This is a genomic window from Arthrobacter sp. UYP4 (genome assembly GCF_057291175.1).
Map to the genome: position 1 here is coordinate 1,785,245 of NZ_JBXAVU010000001.1, position 15,433 is coordinate 1,800,677.

A 15,433-nucleotide genomic window follows, 5' to 3' on the forward strand; every position below is an offset into this window, starting at 1 on the left:
ATGCCGCCCGCAACTCGAGCCGCCCGCAGGGAACCACACCGCCGTGGCGCCTCCCGGCGCGCACGATCCCGCACTAGGGTCGGTTCATGGCCTCCCTCGAACCGACCACCCTGCGGGGAGACCGCGTCGTCCTCGAACCCCTCGCCCACGAGCACCACGACGGCCTGGTGGCCGCGGCCGCCGACGGCGAGCTCTGGAACCTCTGGTACACCTCCGTGCCGACCCGGGAGGGGATGCGGCAGGAGATCGACCGGCGCCTCGCCCTGCAGGACACGGGCTCCATGCTGCCCTTCACCACACGCCTCGTCGAGCCGGGCAGCGGCGGGCCCGGCAGGATCATCGGCATGACCACCTACATGAACATCGACCGGGACACCCCGCGCGTCGAGATCGGCTCCACCTGGAACGCCGCCTCGGCCCAGCGGACCGGGACCAACACGGAATCGAAGTACCTCCTGCTCCGCCACGCCTTCGAGGAGTTCCGGTGCCCCGCCGTCGAGTTCCGCACGCACTGGCTCAACCACCAGTCGCGCGAGGCGATCTCGCGACTCGGCGCCCGGCAGGACGGCGTCCTTCGCAGCCACACCCGCGCCCGGAACGGGGAGCTGCGCGACACCGTCGTCTTCTCGATCCTCGCCCACGAGTGGCCCATGGTCCGCGACAGCCTGCTGTACCGGATGCGGCCCCGCGGCTAGGACCGGATCCGGAGACGGCGGACACGTCAGCACCGTTGTCAACCAGGGGTTCGCCGCACCATCGGGCATGCGATCGGGTCACCATGGAGGGGTCAGACCGCGGCGGTCACGGGCGCCCGCGGACCAGTTCGACTGAAGGGTCACTCCATGGCAGACATCGGTGGAATGGCCGACAAGGCCAAGGACACCGTCGACGGCAAGGACGGCGACCAGAAGTAGCACTCCCCTTCGACGGAGGCCGGACCGCGGGATGCGGTCCGGCCTCTCCTGCGTCCCGGCAGGGTATGCGCCGGGACATGACCATCGGGCCGCCCTCAGTGCGGCAGGGCAGGTCCCGTGCTCCCCCTGATGACCAGGCGCAGCGGGCCCGCGTCCGCAGCGCTCCGGGCCCCGCGGTCCATCAGGGCATCGATGCAGGACCGGCCCAGGTCGTGGAACTCCTGCCGGACGGTGGTCAGCGACGGCTCGTAGAACTCGGCTTCGGGAACGTCGTCGAACCCGACGACGCTCACGTCGCGGGGAACGCTGCAGCCTCGCTCACGCAGCGCCTTCAGCAGGCCCAGGGCCATCTGGTCGTTCCCGGCGAAGACCGCGGTGGTGCCGTCGGAGACGTCGAGCCGCATCCCGGCGTCGTAGCCGGACCGCGCACTCCAGTCCCCCTGGTACAGCGCTCCGTCCCCGAGCCGGTGTGCGCGCAGCACCCTGCGCCACCCGTCCACCCGGCGCTGCGCATCCACCCAGTCCAGCGGCCCGGCGAGGTGCGCGATCCGGCGGTGTCCGAGCTCCACGAGGTGCTCCACCGCCCGCGCCGCTCCACCCTCCTGATCGAGCGAGACGTCGCCGTCGATCCCGCCGCCGCCGCCCACCATGACCATCGGGATGCTGGTCTGGACCTTCGCGAGCACCTCGAGGGCCGAGACATGCGGGGTGACCGCGACGACGGCCTCGACCCCGTGGTTGAGCAGCCCGCTCAGCCCTTCGTCCACGGCGGCCTCGGAGTAGTCCTTGAGGGTCACGACGGTCAGGAAGTAGCCGGCACTCCGGGCCGCGTCCTGGATGCCCATGAGGACGCTCGACGGCCCGTACTGCGCCAGTTCGCCGGCGAGGATGCCGATGGAATGGGTCCGCCCCGTGGCGAGCCAGCGCGCGGCGGCGTTGGGACGGTAATCGAGTTCCGAGATCGCCGCCCGCACCTTCCGACGGGTCGCGTCGCTGACGTTGGGGTGCCGGTTGACCACACGGGACACCGTCTGGTGCGAGACCCCTGCGAGCGTCGCCACGTCCGTGAGGCTCGGTCCCCGCGGTGCTGTTACTTCGGCCATCGAGTTGTCGCCCATCTCCCCACGTGGTCCCAGTATGCACGAAACCCGGAGCGTGTATCGCCCCCGGCGACGTCGTTCCGAGGCGTTCCGCTCCGTGTCGAAAATGTGACCGGAATCACTTGACCGTCTAATTGTTAGCGTTCACAATTGCAGCCAGGGCACGACGCCCGCGCAGCAACGACGGTGCAGGTGCTCCTTGCTGCGGTTCCGAATTCCAGGAGGCAGCAGTGTTCAAGAAATCCTTCGTGACGGTCATCGCAGCGACCACCCTCGCGCTGACGGCGTGTGGTGGCGGCTCGGACGCAGGAGGCGGTTCCGATGACGGGATCACCATGGGCTTCGCACAGGTGGGCGCCGAGAGCGGCTGGCGCACGGCCAACACCAAGTCGATCCAGGACTCCGCCAAGGAGGCAGGCGTCGACCTCAAGTTCTCCGACGCGCAGCAGAAGCAGGAGAACCAGATCAAGGCGATCCGGTCCTACATCCAGCAGCAGGTGGACGTCATCGCCTTCTCGCCCGTCGTCGAGTCGGGCTGGGACACCGTCCTCAAGGAAGCCAAGGATGCCGACATCCCCGTGATCCTGACGGACCGCTCCGTCGACTCCGCCGACACCTCCCTGTACAAGACCTTCCTCGGGTCCGACTTCGTCGAGGAGGGCAAGAAGGCCGGCGACTGGCTCGTCGAGGACTCGGCGTCGACGGACGGCCCGATCAACATCGTCGAGCTGCAGGGCACCACGGGAGCGGCCCCCGCGATCGACCGGAAGGAAGGGTTCGAGGGGGCCATCGCGGCGGATCCCGACCTCACGATCGTCGAGTCCCAGACCGGCGACTTCACCCGCAGCGGCGGCAAGCAGGTCATGGAGGCGTTCCTCAAGAACACCCCGGACATCGACGTCGTCTACGCCCACAACGACGACATGGGACTCGGGGCGATCGAGGCGATCGAAGCCGCGGGCAAGGTGCCGGGCAAGGACATCAAGATCATCACCGTCGACGCCGTCAAGGACGGCATGACGGCGCTGTCCGAGGGCAAGATCAACTACATCGTGGAGTGCAACCCCCTCCTCGGGGAGCAGCTGATGGACCTGGCCGCGAAGGTGGTCGCCGGCGAGGAGGTGCCCGCCCGCGTCGTCACGGAGGAATCCGCCTTCACCCCGGAGCAGGCCAAGGAAGTCCTGGCCAGCCGCGAGTACTAGGAGCTCGACCGGATCCGGCACACCGGAAGCGGGTGTCCGGGTCGACGACGGGGGATGCGGTGGCCGGGCCACCGCATCCCCGACAGAAGGGCAGGACAATGAACGAGATCGTCCCCGTGGTCGCGATGGCCGGGATCTCCATCGAATTCCCCGGCGTGAAGGCGCTCGACGGAGTCGACCTCCGGCTGTTCCAGGGTGAGGTCCATGCCCTGATGGGGGAGAACGGCGCCGGGAAGTCGACACTGATCAAGGCCCTGACGGGCGTCTACGCGATCGACGGCGGGACGATCACCGTGATGGGCTCGGACCACCGCTTCACCTCCCCTGCGGAGGCACAGGCCGCAGGCGTCAGCACGGTCTACCAGGAGGTCAATCTCTGCCCCAACCTGTCGGTCGAGGAGAACATCCTCCTGGGGCGGGAGCCGCGCAGGCGCGGGGGCATCTCCTGGAAGGAGGTCCGCCGGAAGGCGAGGGAGGTCCTCGGGCAGCTCCAGCTGGGGCACATCGACCCCGGGTCCGTCCTGTCCTCCCACTCGATCGCCCTCCAGCAGCTCGTCGCGATAGCACGGGCGGTGCAGGTGGACGCCAGGGTGCTCATCCTGGACGAGCCCACCTCGAGCCTCGATGCCGACGAGGTCCAGCAACTGTTCGCGGTCATCCGGACGCTGCGCGACCGTGGCGTCGCCATCCTCTTCGTGTCCCACTTCCTCGAGCAGGTGTACGAGATCTCCGACCGCATGACCGTCCTGCGCAACGGGAAGCTGGTGGGCGAATACCTCACCCGGGACCTGCCGCGCATGGCACTCATCTCGAAGATGATCGGCAAGGAGATGGACGCCCTCGCCGAACTCGAGGACGCCGAGGGCCGCCGCCAGTCGGACCGCACGCAGGATGCCCCCTTCATGCAGGCGGAGGGCCTCGGCCGCAAGGGCTCCGTCCGTAACGTCACCGTCGCCATCCACGCCGGTGAGATCCTCGGCCTGGCAGGATTGCTGGGTTCCGGACGCACGGAGACCGCGAGGCTGCTCTTCGGGGCCGACCGGTCCGATCAGGGCAGCCTGCGGATCGGCGGAACGGTCCGGACGCTCCGGACTCCCCGCTCCGCGATCGACCGGGGGATCGCCTTCTCCTCGGAGAACCGGAAGGAGGAAGGACTGATCGGCGACCTGTCCGTCCGCGACAACCTGGTCCTGGCCATGCAGGCCAGCAAGGGATGGCTGAGGCGGATCCCCCGGGCGACGCAGGACCAGCTGGCCGAGAAGTTCATCAGGGCCCTGGACATCCGTCCGGCCAGCAAGGACGCCCTGATTCGAAATCTGAGCGGCGGCAACCAGCAGAAGGTGCTGCTCGCCCGCTGGCTCATCACGAACCCCAGGCTGCTGATCCTCGACGAACCCACCAGGGGCATCGACATCGGCGCGAAGACGCAGATCCAGAAGCTCATCAGCACCCTCGCCTCCGACGGCATGTCCATCATCTTCATCTCGGCCGAGCTCGAGGAAGTGCTCCGGCTGAGCGATCGGATCGCCGTGCTCAAGGACCGGGAGATGGTCGCCGACCTGGCCAACGACGGAGTCACCATGGAAGACGTCATGACGATCATCGCGGGGACGAACGCATGAACGCCCTCCTGAAGCACCGGCTGACCTGGCCCGTACTCGCACTGGTCCTCCTGCTCCTCCTCAACCAGCTCTTCCGCGCCGACTTCCTGGCCGTGCGCGTCCAGGACGGGCACCTGTTCGGGAGCCTCATCGACATCCTCCGGAACGGTGCACCGACGATCCTCATCGCCCTGGGCATGACGCTCGTCATCGCATCGCGCGGTATCGACCTGTCCGTGGGAGCCGTGGCCGCCATCTCCGGGGCGGTCTCCTGCACCTACATCTACAACTCCCCGGATCCCTCCTCCTTCCGCACGGCGGCGGTGGCGGTGGTCATCGCCGTGGCGGTGGGACTGGCCCTCGGTCTGTGGAACGGCTTCCTCGTCTCGGTGGTCGGCATCCAGCCCATCATCGCCACCCTCGTCCTCATGACGGCCGGGCGGGGACTGGCGCAACTCGTCACCGACGGCCAGATCATCTCCGTGTCCAACGACTCCTACCAGGCGATCGGCGCCGGATTCTTCCTCGGCCTCCCGATCTCCATCCTCATTGCGGCGGTCGCCTTCGGCGTGGCCGGGCTGCTGACGCGGCGTACCGCCCTCGGAACGCTCATCGAAGCGGTGGGCATCAATCCGGTCGCCAGCAGGCTGGCAGGGCTCAACGCACGCAACATCACCTGGACCGTCTACGTCTTCAGCGGTCTGTGCGCAGCCGTCGCCGGCCTGATGATCAGTTCCAATGTGACGGCCGCGGATGCCAACAACGCCGGTCTCTACATCGAGATGGACGCCATCCTCGCCGTCGTCATCGGAGGAACCTCCCTGGCGGGGGGCCGGTACAGCCTCGTGGGTACCCTCGTCGGCGCCCTGATCATCCAGACACTGACGACGACCGTCTACACGCTGGGGATCCCGCCCGAGGTCACCCTGGTGTTCAAGGCGCTGGTCGTCATCATCGTCTGCCTCCTCCAGTCCAGCAAGGCCCGGGCGCTGCTCGGCCGGCGCCGGCGTCCCGTGACAGAACAGTCCGAAGTGAAGGTGTCCATCTGATGTCGGTCCTCACCCGCACCCCGGCGCCGCTGAACCGCAGCCGGATCAGCCGCCTCCAGGGCAAGGCGCGCTACGCGCCGGCACTCGCCACGACCGGGTTGTTCCTGGCGATGTTCGCCGCCGGCGCCGTGATGTACCCCGGGTTCCTCTCCGGCCAGGTGTTCCTCAACCTCCTGATCGACAACACCTTCCTGATCGTCCTCGCCGTCGGGATGACGTTCGTGATCCTCACCGGCGGGATCGACCTCTCGGTCGGATCCGTCGTCGCGCTCTCCATGATGATCGCCGCAGCACTCCTGCAGGCCGGGTGGAACCCGATAGCCGTCATCGCCCTCGTGATCCTGACGGGTGCGACCTTCGGGCTTCTCATGGGGCTGGTCATCCAGGTCTTCGAGATCCAGCCCTTCATCGTCACCCTCGCCGGGCTGTTCCTGGCACGGGGCCTCTGCTACATGATCAGCGTCGACTCGATCACCGTGACCGACCCCTTCTTCACCGCGATGGCCCAGGCGAGGATCCCGCTGGCCGACAGGCTCTTCATCTCCCCCGGCGTCGTGATCGCACTGGTGGTCGTCGCCGTCGCCTTCTACGTCCTGCACCAGACCCGCTTCGGCCGGACGGTGTACGCGATCGGCGGCGGCGAATCCTCGGCGCTGCTCATGGGACTCGCCGTCCCCCGGACCAAGGTCCTCGTCTACGGGATCAGCGGGCTGTGCTCGGCGGTGGCCGGGATCCTCTTCTCGTTCTACAGCCTTTCCGGGTACAGCCTGGCGGGCACGGGCCTGGAACTGGACGCGATCGCCGCGGTGGTCGTGGGCGGCACGCTGCTCACCGGAGGATACGGCTACGTCCTCGGCTCCCTCGCCGGGGTGCTCATCCTCGGCATCGTCCAGACCTTCATCTCCTACGAGGGGACGCTGAGTTCCTGGTGGACGCGCATCGTGATCGGCGCGCTTCTCCTCGCCTTCATCCTGCTGCAGAAACTCTTCACGCGGAAGGCCAGACTCACCTGACGGCCCCGCCGCACCGGTCCGCCCCGCTCCCGCGACCCAGCCGATACGCTGGAGCGCATGACTGTTCTCGTGTTCCTCGACCCGGCCCACGACGACGGCAGGGTCGTCGACGCGTCCCAGCCGCAGCTCCTGGCCACCGATCTGGGCGCCACCCGCGGTGACGGCATCTTCGAATCGCTCCTCGCCGTCGGAGGATCCCCCCGCAAGGAGCAGGCGCACCTCGCGAGACTCGCGTCGTCGGCCGCGGCCCTCGACCTGTCGGTGCCCGACGCCGAGGCCTGGAGCCGTGCCATCCGCACCGGCCTGCGGGAGTTCTCGGCAGCGGAACCGGGTGAGGACCATGCCGTCGTGAAGCTCGTCGCCACCCGCGGCGTCGAGGGTGCCGGCCGGGCCACGGCCTGGGTCTCGGTGGCACCCGTTCCGGCGTCGACCCTGGCGCAGCGGGAGGCAGGCCTGAAGGTGCTGTTCCTCGAGCGCGGCTACGACAGCACGGTGGCGCAGCGTGCTCCCTGGCTGCTGATGGGGGCGAAGACGCTCTCCTACGCCGTCAACATGGCCGCCATCCGCCATGCGAAGGCGCACGGCGCCGACGACGTCATCTTCATCTCCTCGGACGGGAAGGTCCTCGAGGGCCCCACCTCCACCGTGCTCCTCGCGTACGACCGCGACGGTCGGAAGACGCTCCTCACGCCGCAGCTCGAGAGCGGCATCCTGGCGGGCACCTCCCAGAGCGCACTGTTCGCCGCAGCCCGGGAACAGGGGTGGGAGCTCGGCTACGGACCGCTGGAACCGCACCACCTCCTCGACGCCGACGCCGTGTGGCTGATCTCGAGCATCCGGCTCCTCGCGCCGGTCCTCTCGCTGGACGGCACGGAGCTCCGGACCTCCGCCGCCCTGACCGCAGAACTCACCGGACTGGTGGATCGTTTCGTGTAATCTCCACCACAAAAGGGCCCCTCCGGGGCCCTTTGCTACGTCAAACACCACTTTCCCGGCATCCGCGTTTTGACCCGACGCTTCGTGCTGCCCTACCGTTTTCCTGAAATCAAGAGTTCCAGCCATCGGCCCTGGCCGGCTGGACAGCAACCCTCTCCCGTAGTGGGGTGCTCCAGGTGAAGATTCGGCCGCCGGGCCAAGTCCCCCGGTTGGCAAGTACGGCGTCGTGCGGCCTGTCCCGAGGTAGACGGAGGACACCACCGCCACAGCGCGCACAGCCCAGAACAGCGAGCGTGTCACCCAGCAGCCAGCAGCCTCCCCCTGCCGCCATCCGGCATCCCCGAACACCCAGCGCCCGCACCCGGGCCGGCATCGAAATGAAGGACACCATGAACATCTCCCGCAAGGTCCTCGCTGCACTCACCGTGCCGCTCCTCGCCCTGACCGTCTCCTGCGGCAGTGACAGCGGAAGCACGCCCACCGAATCCGCCGACGCCCTGGCCGGCAGCGACCAGCAGTCGCTCGACCAGTACACCACCGAGGACACCACGCCGATCGACGAGATCGACACGTCCGGGCTCGGCCTCATCACCGACGGCACCCTGCGCGTCGGCACGCTCTCGGACGCCCCGCCGAACATCTTCCTCGAGGACGGTGTCTTCACCGGCTACGACAACGAACTGCTGCGCGCCATCGGCGAGAAGCTCGACCTCGAGGTCGAGTTCGCCTCCACCGACTTCTCCGCCCTCCTCGCGCAGGTCCAGAACAAGCAGTTCGACGTCGGGTCCTCCTCGATCTCGACGACGGCGGCCCGCCGCGAGAACGTCGGCTTCACCAACGGCTACGACTTCGGCTACATGGCCGTCGTCACGAAGAACGGCTCCTCGGTGAGCGGCTTCGACTCCCTCTCGGAGAGCACCCGCATCGGCGTGGTCCAGGGCACCGTCCAGGACGACTACGTCTCCAATACCCTCGGCCTCGAGCCCGTGCGCTTCCCGGACTACAACACGGTGTACGCCAACGTGAAGAACGGGCAGGTGGACGCCTGGGTCGCCCCGTCGCAGCAGGCCACCGGCCAGGTGAAGGAGGGCGACGACACCACGATCGCCGAGACCATCATCAACACGGAGAACTTCACGGCGTACGCGGTCAACAGCGACAACCAGCCCCTCATCGACGCCCTCAACTCGGGCCTCGACGCGGTGATCGCCGACGGCACCTGGTCCGAGCTCACCAAGGAGTGGTACCCGGACCGCGAGATGCCCACCGACTGGAAGCCCGGCAGCAAAGCCGTGGACGTAAAGTAGCCGGCCCTGCATGGATGCCCTCGAACAGCTCGGCAAGACGTTCTTCGACTGGGAGGCGATGGCCGCGGTCCTGCCGGACCTCCTGACCGTCGGACTGCCCAACACCCTCCTGCTCGCCCTGGCCTCGGGGATCATCGGGACGATCGTCGGCATGCTCCTCGCGATCATGGGGATCTCCCGCAACCGGGTGCTCCGGTGGATCGCACGCATCTACACGGACATCTTCCGCGGCCTCCCCGCCGTCGTGATCATCCTGCTCATCGGACTGGGCCTCGGTCCCATCCTCCGGCAGGTCACGGGCAGCACCAGCCCCTACCCGCTGGGCATCCTCGCCCTGTCGCTGATCGCCTCGGCCTACATCGGGGAGATCTTCCGCTCCGGCATCCAGAGCGTGGAGAAGGGTCAGCTGGAGGCCTCGCGTGCGCTGGGCTTCAGCTACGGCGCATCCATGCAGCTCGTGGTGGTGCCCCAGGGCGTGCGGCGCGTGCTGCCCGCCCTGGTCAACCAGTTCATCTCGCTCATCAAGGAGTCGTCGCTCATCTACTTCATCGGCCTCGTCGCCAGTGAACGCGAGCTCTTCCGGGTGGGCAACGACGCCGCGAGCAACACCGGCAACCTCTCGCCCCTGATCGCGGCCGGCGTGCTCTACCTCTGCCTGACCATCCCGCTGACGCACCTGGTCAACTTCATCGACACCAGGCTCCGCGTGGGCAGGAAGCAGAAACCGGAACCGGACGAACTGGCCGCGGTGATTCCGACGAGCGGAGGAGCGAAGGCATGAAGACCATCGAATCGGGAACACTGACGGGCAAGGGCCTGCACCTGTCCTTCGGCTCCAACCACGTGCTGCGCGGGATCGACCTGCACGTGGAACGGGGGACGACGGCGTCGGTCATCGGGCCGTCCGGCTCCGGGAAGTCCACCCTGCTGCGTGTCCTCAACCGGCTGATCGAACCCGACCAGGGCGATATCCTGCTCGACGGCCGCTCCGTCCTCAAGGACAACCCGGACGAGCTGCGCCGCCGCATCGGCATGGTGTTCCAGCAGTTCAACCTCTTCCCGCACAAGACCGTGCTGGACAACGTGTCCCTGGCGCTGCGCAAGCTCCGGAAGATGTCCGCCGGCGAGGCACGGGAGAAGGCCCTCGCCCAGCTCGACCTGGTGGGCCTCAAGCACAAGGCCGACGTCCGGCCGGGCAACCTCTCCGGCGGGCAGCAGCAGCGCGTGGCGATCGCGCGGGCGCTGGCCATGGACCCCGAGGTGATGTTCTTCGACGAGGCCACGTCCGCGCTGGACCCGGAGCTCGTGAAGGGCGTCCTCGCCCTCATGGCGGACCTCGCCTCGGCGGGCATGACCATGGTCGTCGTCACGCACGAGATGGGCTTCTCACGCAACGTCTCGGACACCGTGACGTTCATGGACGGCGGCGTCGTCGTGGAGTCGGGACCACCGTCCGCGATCTTCGACGACGCGCAGACGCCCCGCCTGAGGTCGTTCCTCTCGGACGTCCTCTAGCGGTCCTGCCGGGGCCGGGATCCGCTCGCATGCCACAGGGGCTCCGCATCCGCGGAGCCCCTGTGGCATGTCCGGCGCCTCCCGGTCAGGAGAGGAGGAAGTTCCAGGTCCCGGCCAGGACCGCCGCCGCTACCGCGCCCGCCGCGACCACGAGCCCGACGGCGGCGACGCCGAGGTCGAGGGACGAGAACGTGCTGGTCCGCGCCCAGGTGCGCGTCGCATCGCCGAAACCGCGCGCCTCCATCGCCGTCGCGAGCCGCGTGGCACGCCGGATCGCCTGGACGATCAGCCCGAAGGACTGCCCCAGCAGATTCCGCGTGCGCGCGACGACGGAGCCGTCCGAACCGATGCCCCGCGCGTGGCGTGCCAGTCCGAGGGACTCCCACTCCTCCAGGAGCAGGCCCACGAGCCGCAGCGAGGCCAGCCCGCCGAGGACGAAGCGGTGCGGCAGGTGCAGCTTCTGGGCGAGGGCGTCGGCCAGGTCCGTGGGGTCCGTGGTGAGCAGGAGGAAGATGCCGGGCAGCGCGAGCGCGAGCCCCCTCAGCCCGACCGCGACCCCGGCCGCCACCGAGCCCTCGGTGAAGAGGAACGGCCCGACGTCGATCAGTACCGTTCCGCTCTTCTCCGCGAGCAGCGCGGTGCCGTAGGCGCCGATCGACGCCGCGACCAGCAGGGGCCAGATGCGCCGGGCGAGGCCCCACGCACTGATGCCCAGCAGCGGCATCAGCGCGAGCTCGCAGGCCAGGACCACGGCGGCACTGACCCAGTCGATGCTCGCCATGAGGGCGAGCGTGATGACCGCGGCGGCGAACAGCTTGGACACGGGGTTGGCGCGCAGGAGCGTCTTCCCGGTCAGCACCGGGGTCAGGTGATCGGTGCTCATCGGGCCACCAGCCGTCCCGCCCCGTCGGCGATGTGCAGGGTCCTGCCGCCGAGGGCGGCGATGAAATCGGCGTCGTGCGTGACGGAGACGACGGCCACGCCGTCGTCGATCAGCTCGCGCAGCAGGGTGACGAGTTCGGCCCAGGTCCCGGCGTCCTGGCCGAAGGTGGGCTCGTCGAGGATCAGGAGGCGCGGGGCCGTGGCGAGCATCGTCGCGACCGACAGCCGCCGCTTCTCGCCGCCGGAGAGCGTGAACGGATTGGCCTTCAGCAGATGGGTGAGGCGGAGGCGCTCGGCCAGCTCGGTGATCCGCCGCGGATCGGCGGTCCCGCTGACGCGTCGCGGCCCGAACTCCAGTTCCTCGCCCACGGACGCCGTGAGGAACTGGTGCTCGGGCTCCTGGAAGACCGTGCCGATCCGCTGCACGAGCTGGGCCGACCGCCAGCGGAACGGGTCGCTGCCCGCCGCTCCGGCGAGCGGAGGCGCGGCGTCCACCCGGCCGGCGCGCGGCCGGAGCAGGCCGCCGAGCGTGAGCGCCGCCGTCGACTTCCCGGCGCCGTTCGGCCCGGTGATGCCCAGTGCTTCCGCCTCGTGCACCCGGAGGTCGAGGTCCTCGACGGCCGCGGGGCCCCGCTTGGTCCTGGCCACCGTGAGGGAGCGCGCCGACAGCAGCGGGCCGCCACCGGCGCCGGGTACGGGCCCTCCCAGGGGCGGCCGCCGGCCCGGGACCCAGACGCCGGCGCGTGCCAGCCCGGCACGCGTGGCCTCGTGCCCCAGGATGTCCGCGGGGGAACCGTCGGCGAGGACGCCTCCCCCGGCGTCGAGCACGATCACGCGGTCCACCACATCGGCCCAGACCGCCACGCGGTGCTCGACGACGACGAGCGTGGCACCGGTGCGCTCCAGGACGCGGACGACGGCGTCCCGCACCTCGAGGACGCCGTCGGGGTCGAGGTTCGCGGTGGGTTCGTCGAGCAGGAGCAGCCCGGGCTCCATCGCGAGGACGGACGCGAGCGCGAGGCGCTGCTTCTGCCCCCCGGACAGCGCGGTGGTGGGGTGGTCGAGCGGGAGGTCGAGGCCGACGTCGTCGAGCGCCCTGCCGACGCGCTGCCAGATCTCCTCGCGGGGCACGGCGAGGTTCTCGGCGGCGAAGGCCACCTCGTCGCCGACGCGGGCGAGCACCACCTGCGTCTCGGGGTCCTGGAGCACCAGCCCAGCCCTCCCCCGCGCCGCGGCCGGGGGGACGCCGTCGAGCAGGAGTCCGCCCTCCTGTTCGCCCTCGTCCTGCGCGCCGAGCACCCCGGCGAGTCCGTGCAGCACGGTCGACTTGCCCGCCCCGGACGCCCCGAGGAGCAGCACGCGCTCTCCCGGCCCGATGTCGAGGTCGAGGTGGCGTGCCGCGAAGGCCTTCCGGCCCGCGTGGCGCCAGCCCCAGCCGCGGGCGCTGACCTGCACGGCCCCCGCGGCCGGTGGGTGTGCTGCCGTCACACGTCCGCCGAGCGGCCCGCGGCGAAGGAGGACAGCGCACCCGTCCTCGCGAGGCCCCGCATGGCCAGCCACGAGAGCAGGCCCGCGATGACGACGCCGGAGATGGCCGCGAACACGGTGTAGAGGAGCTTGAACTCGAAGGTCCAGAGCGCGTTGTAGAGGATGTTCTCGCTGATCGCGAGGGCGAGGCCCGCGCCGAGGCCGGCCAGCAACGCGACCGGCAGGTTCCACTTCCGGTACAGGAAGAGCAGGAAGACCAGTTCGGCGCCGGCTCCCTGGATCGCTCCGGAGACGAGGACGCCCACGCCCCACTGCGTGCCGATCAGGGCGGACACAGCCGCCGCGAGCATCTCGCAGTAGAGGGCGGCACCGGGCTTGCGGATGATCAGTCCCCCGAGGACGCCGGCGATCAGCCAGCCCCCGGAGTAGAGGCCCGCCAGGGGCGGGAAACCGGCCGTCAGCAGGCTGATGCCGGAGTATCCCGCGGACCAGGCGAAGAACAGGACGCCGACGGCGACGGCGATGACCGAGGCCACCACGATGTCGACGACGCGCCACTGGCGGGTGCGCCCGGAGGTGGTCTTGAGGGCGGTGGATGATGCCATGGTGAATCCTCCTGAGGTACAGGAGGGGATAGTGCCGGGGCCGCCGGAGCAGCGCCGTGCACTCTGAGAACTCGACTCCCTTCGCCGGTACTAGCCGGATCAGGTTCGAGGGTCTGCGGCGGTCCGCACTCTCAGCGCCCGTCCCCGCAGCATGCTGCGGATCGGCGCTCCCCTGTCGCTTGTTGGTTGAGCGCTACCGATCCTACACCGGTGGACCGCGACGCCGGGCTCGGCCCCGCACCTCCGGAACCGCTTGCGGGCCGGATCGTCCCTGCGGCGGGGTACGCACCGCCGCTAGGCTAGGCGCAGGAGTATCGGACAAGAAGGAGAGACCATGAACGTACTGTTCAAGCTGCTCGGCGCAGGAATGAGTGTCGGCGCCGGCTATGTGGGGACCAAGCTCGTCGACTTCCTCTGGGAGAGGATCACGGGCGAAGCGCCGCCGAAGAGCAAGGACGGCCTGGAGAACACGCTGCGCTCGGCCCTCGTCTTCGCGATCATCTCGGGTGCGGTCAGCACCACCATCCAGGTGCTGACGAACCGTTCCACGCAGAAGGCCATCGACCGGTTCGCGAAGAGCCGCGACCTGACCTGAGCAGCCCCGTGGGGATCGAGGGGCACCCTCCGGGGTGCCCCTCGTCGTTCCCGGGTTCAGTCGGCCCCGTCGGTCCGCTGCTCCTGTGCGACCGTCTGCAGAATGCGGTGCAGGTTCATGCCGATCGCGGCCGCAGCACCGAAGGGGACCTCCTTCGACGAGGTCTCGTACGCGCTGATCTCGAGGTCCTTCAGGCTCCGCTCGGCGACCTGCAGCGCCTCGGCGTCGAGGTCCTCCACCGTCCACAGGTCCAGGACGTCGCCGACGGCGGTGAACGCCTGCTGCAGGGGCGGCCGGACCGCGGCGGGCAGGGGGTGCTCACGGGAGGTCCCATGGAGCGCGTCCTGCAGCATGTTGGTGATGTTCAGCGTGTGGATCGCCACGGTCTCGAGGACCTCGACGTGCCGGTGGTCGCGGCGGGCGTCGTGCGGGTGGAAGCGCCGCCGGAGATTGCCCTTCCTGCTCTCGTCCGCGAACTGCAGGGCCTCGCGGGCATTCCGTGCCGTGGCGGTGAGGTCGTCCCGCCGTTCGGGCCAGCGCGGGTCGTCCGCCGGCCAGTCCTCCTGCAGGGCCTCGCCCATCTCCTGGAGCTGACGTGCAGCCGTCCTGCGGAGCCGGCTCATCTGCCCCACCGCGTCGTTCAGGTTGAGCGGCGGCAGGATCAGCGCGCTGACGGCGACGCCCACGCCCACGCCCACGACGGTCTGCACGAAGTAGCCCAGCGAGTACCCCAGGTTCTCGTTGCCGATGACCAGGACGAACAGCCCGGCGGACGCGATCCCCGAGCCGCCGCCCGCAGTCCTCTTCAGGGGGCCGGCGAGAAGCACGCCCGCTCCGACGACGAAGGCGATCGTCAGCCAGTTGGGGTCTCCCGCCCAGACCGCGATGTGAGCCAGGACGATCCCGATCGTGAGTCCGGCGACCGTCTGCAGACCTGACTTGAGCGTTCCCGCGACCGTCGGGTACATCGCCAGCAGGGCGCCCAGCGGAGCATAGTACGGATACCGGGAGGCCTCTCCCGGGATGGCGAGCGCGAAGGTCCAGGCAAGGGCAGCCGCGAGGGCGGCCTTGCCCGCGAGGAGGAGGTGGGGATCGACCACGGCGGCGCGCAGCCGCTCCTTCAGGTCGTCGTCGAGACGGGCTGCGAGGACGCCACGGCCGCGGAGGATCCTGTTCTTGGCCATCCCAGCAGTATGACATCCCCCCTTGTGCACACCCCGGGACGA

15 protein-coding genes and 2 riboswitches are annotated in these 15,433 nt (G+C 69.4%); of the genes, 10 read left to right on the forward strand and 5 right to left on the reverse strand.

The window, feature by feature from the left end; translation table 11 throughout:
- Positions 1 to 86 precede the first annotated feature (86 nt).
- Entirely contained in the window at positions 87 to 695 is a 609-nt protein-coding gene (locus tag AC0Z9V_RS08370) for a GNAT family N-acetyltransferase (RefSeq protein WP_133081300.1), read from the forward strand.
- A 314-nt stretch (positions 696 to 1,009) separates the two neighbouring features.
- Here AC0Z9V_RS08370 and AC0Z9V_RS08375 read toward each other — a convergent pair whose 3' ends face one another.
- Positions 1,010 to 2,017 carry a LacI family DNA-binding transcriptional regulator gene (locus tag AC0Z9V_RS08375; protein WP_208740299.1) on the reverse strand — a complete coding sequence of 336 codons (1,008 nt, stop codon included), beginning with the start codon at positions 2,015 to 2,017 and terminating at the stop codon, positions 1,010 to 1,012.
- 227 nt (positions 2,018 to 2,244) lie between these two features.
- Between AC0Z9V_RS08375 and AC0Z9V_RS08380 the strand changes: the two genes are divergently transcribed.
- The 8 genes from AC0Z9V_RS08380 (at position 2,245) to AC0Z9V_RS08415 (ending at position 10,637) form a co-directional block, all read left to right on the forward strand.
- Complete coding sequence (locus AC0Z9V_RS08380; RefSeq protein ID WP_485141226.1) at positions 2,245 to 3,216, forward strand: ABC transporter substrate-binding protein; 972 nt, start codon at positions 2,245 to 2,247, stop codon at positions 3,214 to 3,216.
- Between the two features lie 98 nt (positions 3,217 to 3,314).
- The gene (locus AC0Z9V_RS08385; RefSeq protein WP_208740301.1) at positions 3,315 to 4,838 is read left to right on the forward strand and encodes a sugar ABC transporter ATP-binding protein; all 1,524 of its coding nucleotides are present in this window, start codon (positions 3,315 to 3,317) and stop codon (positions 4,836 to 4,838) included.
- The gene (locus AC0Z9V_RS08390; RefSeq protein WP_208740302.1) at positions 4,835 to 5,866 is read left to right on the forward strand and encodes an ABC transporter permease; all 1,032 of its coding nucleotides are present in this window, start codon (positions 4,835 to 4,837) and stop codon (positions 5,864 to 5,866) included. Before AC0Z9V_RS08385 ends, AC0Z9V_RS08390 begins: the two co-directional genes overlap by 4 nt.
- Positions 5,866 to 6,879, forward strand: a complete 1,014-nt coding sequence (yjfF, locus tag AC0Z9V_RS08395; RefSeq protein ID WP_133081305.1) for a galactofuranose ABC transporter, permease protein YjfF — start codon at positions 5,866 to 5,868, stop codon at positions 6,877 to 6,879. Before AC0Z9V_RS08390 ends, yjfF begins: the two co-directional genes overlap by 1 nt.
- A gap of 57 nt (positions 6,880 to 6,936) precedes the next feature.
- Positions 6,937 to 7,815 carry an aminodeoxychorismate lyase gene (locus AC0Z9V_RS08400; protein WP_459268018.1) on the forward strand — a complete coding sequence of 293 codons (879 nt, stop codon included), beginning with the start codon at positions 6,937 to 6,939 and terminating at the stop codon, positions 7,813 to 7,815.
- A 107-nt stretch (positions 7,816 to 7,922) separates the two neighbouring features.
- A riboswitch (SAM riboswitch) is annotated at positions 7,923 to 8,040 on the forward strand.
- 164 nt (positions 8,041 to 8,204) lie between these two features.
- Positions 8,205 to 9,122 carry an ABC transporter substrate-binding protein gene (locus AC0Z9V_RS08405; protein ID WP_485141289.1) on the forward strand — a complete coding sequence of 306 codons (918 nt, stop codon included), beginning with the start codon at positions 8,205 to 8,207 and terminating at the stop codon, positions 9,120 to 9,122.
- A 10-nt stretch (positions 9,123 to 9,132) separates the two neighbouring features.
- Positions 9,133 to 9,903, forward strand: a complete 771-nt coding sequence (locus AC0Z9V_RS08410; protein ID WP_133081308.1) for an amino acid ABC transporter permease — start codon at positions 9,133 to 9,135, stop codon at positions 9,901 to 9,903.
- Positions 9,900 to 10,637, forward strand: coding sequence for an amino acid ABC transporter ATP-binding protein (locus AC0Z9V_RS08415; protein ID WP_208741576.1), 738 nt, complete (start codon positions 9,900 to 9,902; stop codon positions 10,635 to 10,637). Before AC0Z9V_RS08410 ends, AC0Z9V_RS08415 begins: the two co-directional genes overlap by 4 nt.
- An 85-nt stretch (positions 10,638 to 10,722) precedes the next feature.
- On the opposite strand, the gene AC0Z9V_RS08420 is transcribed toward AC0Z9V_RS08415, so the two are convergent.
- Genes AC0Z9V_RS08420 through AC0Z9V_RS08430 form a run of 3 tightly spaced genes read right to left on the reverse strand, consistent with a single transcriptional unit; the run spans position 10,723 to position 13,612 of the window.
- Positions 10,723 to 11,520, reverse strand: coding sequence for an energy-coupling factor transporter transmembrane component T family protein (locus AC0Z9V_RS08420; RefSeq protein ID WP_485141227.1), 798 nt, complete (start codon positions 11,518 to 11,520; stop codon positions 10,723 to 10,725).
- Positions 11,517 to 13,007, reverse strand: a complete 1,491-nt coding sequence (locus AC0Z9V_RS08425; RefSeq protein WP_459268016.1) for an ABC transporter ATP-binding protein — start codon at positions 13,005 to 13,007, stop codon at positions 11,517 to 11,519. Before AC0Z9V_RS08425 ends, AC0Z9V_RS08420 begins: the two co-directional genes overlap by 4 nt.
- Positions 13,004 to 13,612, reverse strand: coding sequence for an ECF transporter S component (locus AC0Z9V_RS08430; RefSeq protein WP_133081312.1), 609 nt, complete (start codon positions 13,610 to 13,612; stop codon positions 13,004 to 13,006). Before AC0Z9V_RS08430 ends, AC0Z9V_RS08425 begins: the two co-directional genes overlap by 4 nt.
- 59 nt (positions 13,613 to 13,671) lie before the next feature.
- Positions 13,672 to 13,796: riboswitch (TPP riboswitch) on the reverse strand.
- 150 nt (positions 13,797 to 13,946) lie between these two features.
- Between AC0Z9V_RS08430 and AC0Z9V_RS08435 the strand changes: the two genes are divergently transcribed.
- Positions 13,947 to 14,207: a DUF4235 domain-containing protein gene (locus AC0Z9V_RS08435; protein WP_133081313.1), complete on the forward strand. Its 261-nt coding sequence runs from the start codon at positions 13,947 to 13,949 to the stop codon at positions 14,205 to 14,207.
- Positions 14,208 to 14,263: 56 nt separating this feature from the next.
- Here the strand turns inward: AC0Z9V_RS08435 and AC0Z9V_RS08440 are convergent, their stop codons facing one another.
- A complete protein-coding gene (locus AC0Z9V_RS08440) occupies positions 14,264 to 15,391 on the reverse strand; it encodes an FUSC family protein (protein WP_459268015.1) in 1,128 nt (375 codons plus the stop codon).
- Between the last annotated feature and the right edge of the window lie 42 nt (positions 15,392 to 15,433).

Bases quoted from the DNA above. Each gene is read 5' to 3' on its own strand.
- AC0Z9V_RS08405 (WP_485141289.1), top strand. From the start codon at position 8,205: ATGAACATCTCCCGCAAGGTCCTCGCTGCACTCACCGTGCCGCTCCTC.
- AC0Z9V_RS08400 (WP_459268018.1), top strand. From the start codon at position 6,937: ATGACTGTTCTCGTGTTCCTCGACCCGGCCCACGACGACGGCAGGGTC.
- AC0Z9V_RS08435 (WP_133081313.1), top strand. From the start codon at position 13,947: ATGAACGTACTGTTCAAGCTGCTCGGCGCAGGAATGAGTGTCGGCGCC.
- AC0Z9V_RS08410 (WP_133081308.1), top strand. From the start codon at position 9,133: ATGGATGCCCTCGAACAGCTCGGCAAGACGTTCTTCGACTGGGAGGCG.
- yjfF (WP_133081305.1), top strand. From the start codon at position 5,866: ATGTCGGTCCTCACCCGCACCCCGGCGCCGCTGAACCGCAGCCGGATC.
- AC0Z9V_RS08370 (WP_133081300.1), top strand. From the start codon at position 87: ATGGCCTCCCTCGAACCGACCACCCTGCGGGGAGACCGCGTCGTCCTC.
- AC0Z9V_RS08415 (WP_208741576.1), top strand. From the start codon at position 9,900: ATGAAGACCATCGAATCGGGAACACTGACGGGCAAGGGCCTGCACCTG.
- AC0Z9V_RS08440 (WP_459268015.1), bottom strand. From the start codon at position 15,391: ATGGCCAAGAACAGGATCCTCCGCGGCCGTGGCGTCCTCGCAGCCCGT.
- AC0Z9V_RS08375 (WP_208740299.1), bottom strand. From the start codon at position 2,017: ATGGCCGAAGTAACAGCACCGCGGGGACCGAGCCTCACGGACGTGGCG.
- AC0Z9V_RS08390 (WP_208740302.1), top strand. From the start codon at position 4,835: ATGAACGCCCTCCTGAAGCACCGGCTGACCTGGCCCGTACTCGCACTG.
- AC0Z9V_RS08420 (WP_485141227.1), bottom strand. From the start codon at position 11,520: ATGAGCACCGATCACCTGACCCCGGTGCTGACCGGGAAGACGCTCCTG.
- AC0Z9V_RS08430 (WP_133081312.1), bottom strand. From the start codon at position 13,612: ATGGCATCATCCACCGCCCTCAAGACCACCTCCGGGCGCACCCGCCAG.
- AC0Z9V_RS08385 (WP_208740301.1), top strand. From the start codon at position 3,315: ATGAACGAGATCGTCCCCGTGGTCGCGATGGCCGGGATCTCCATCGAA.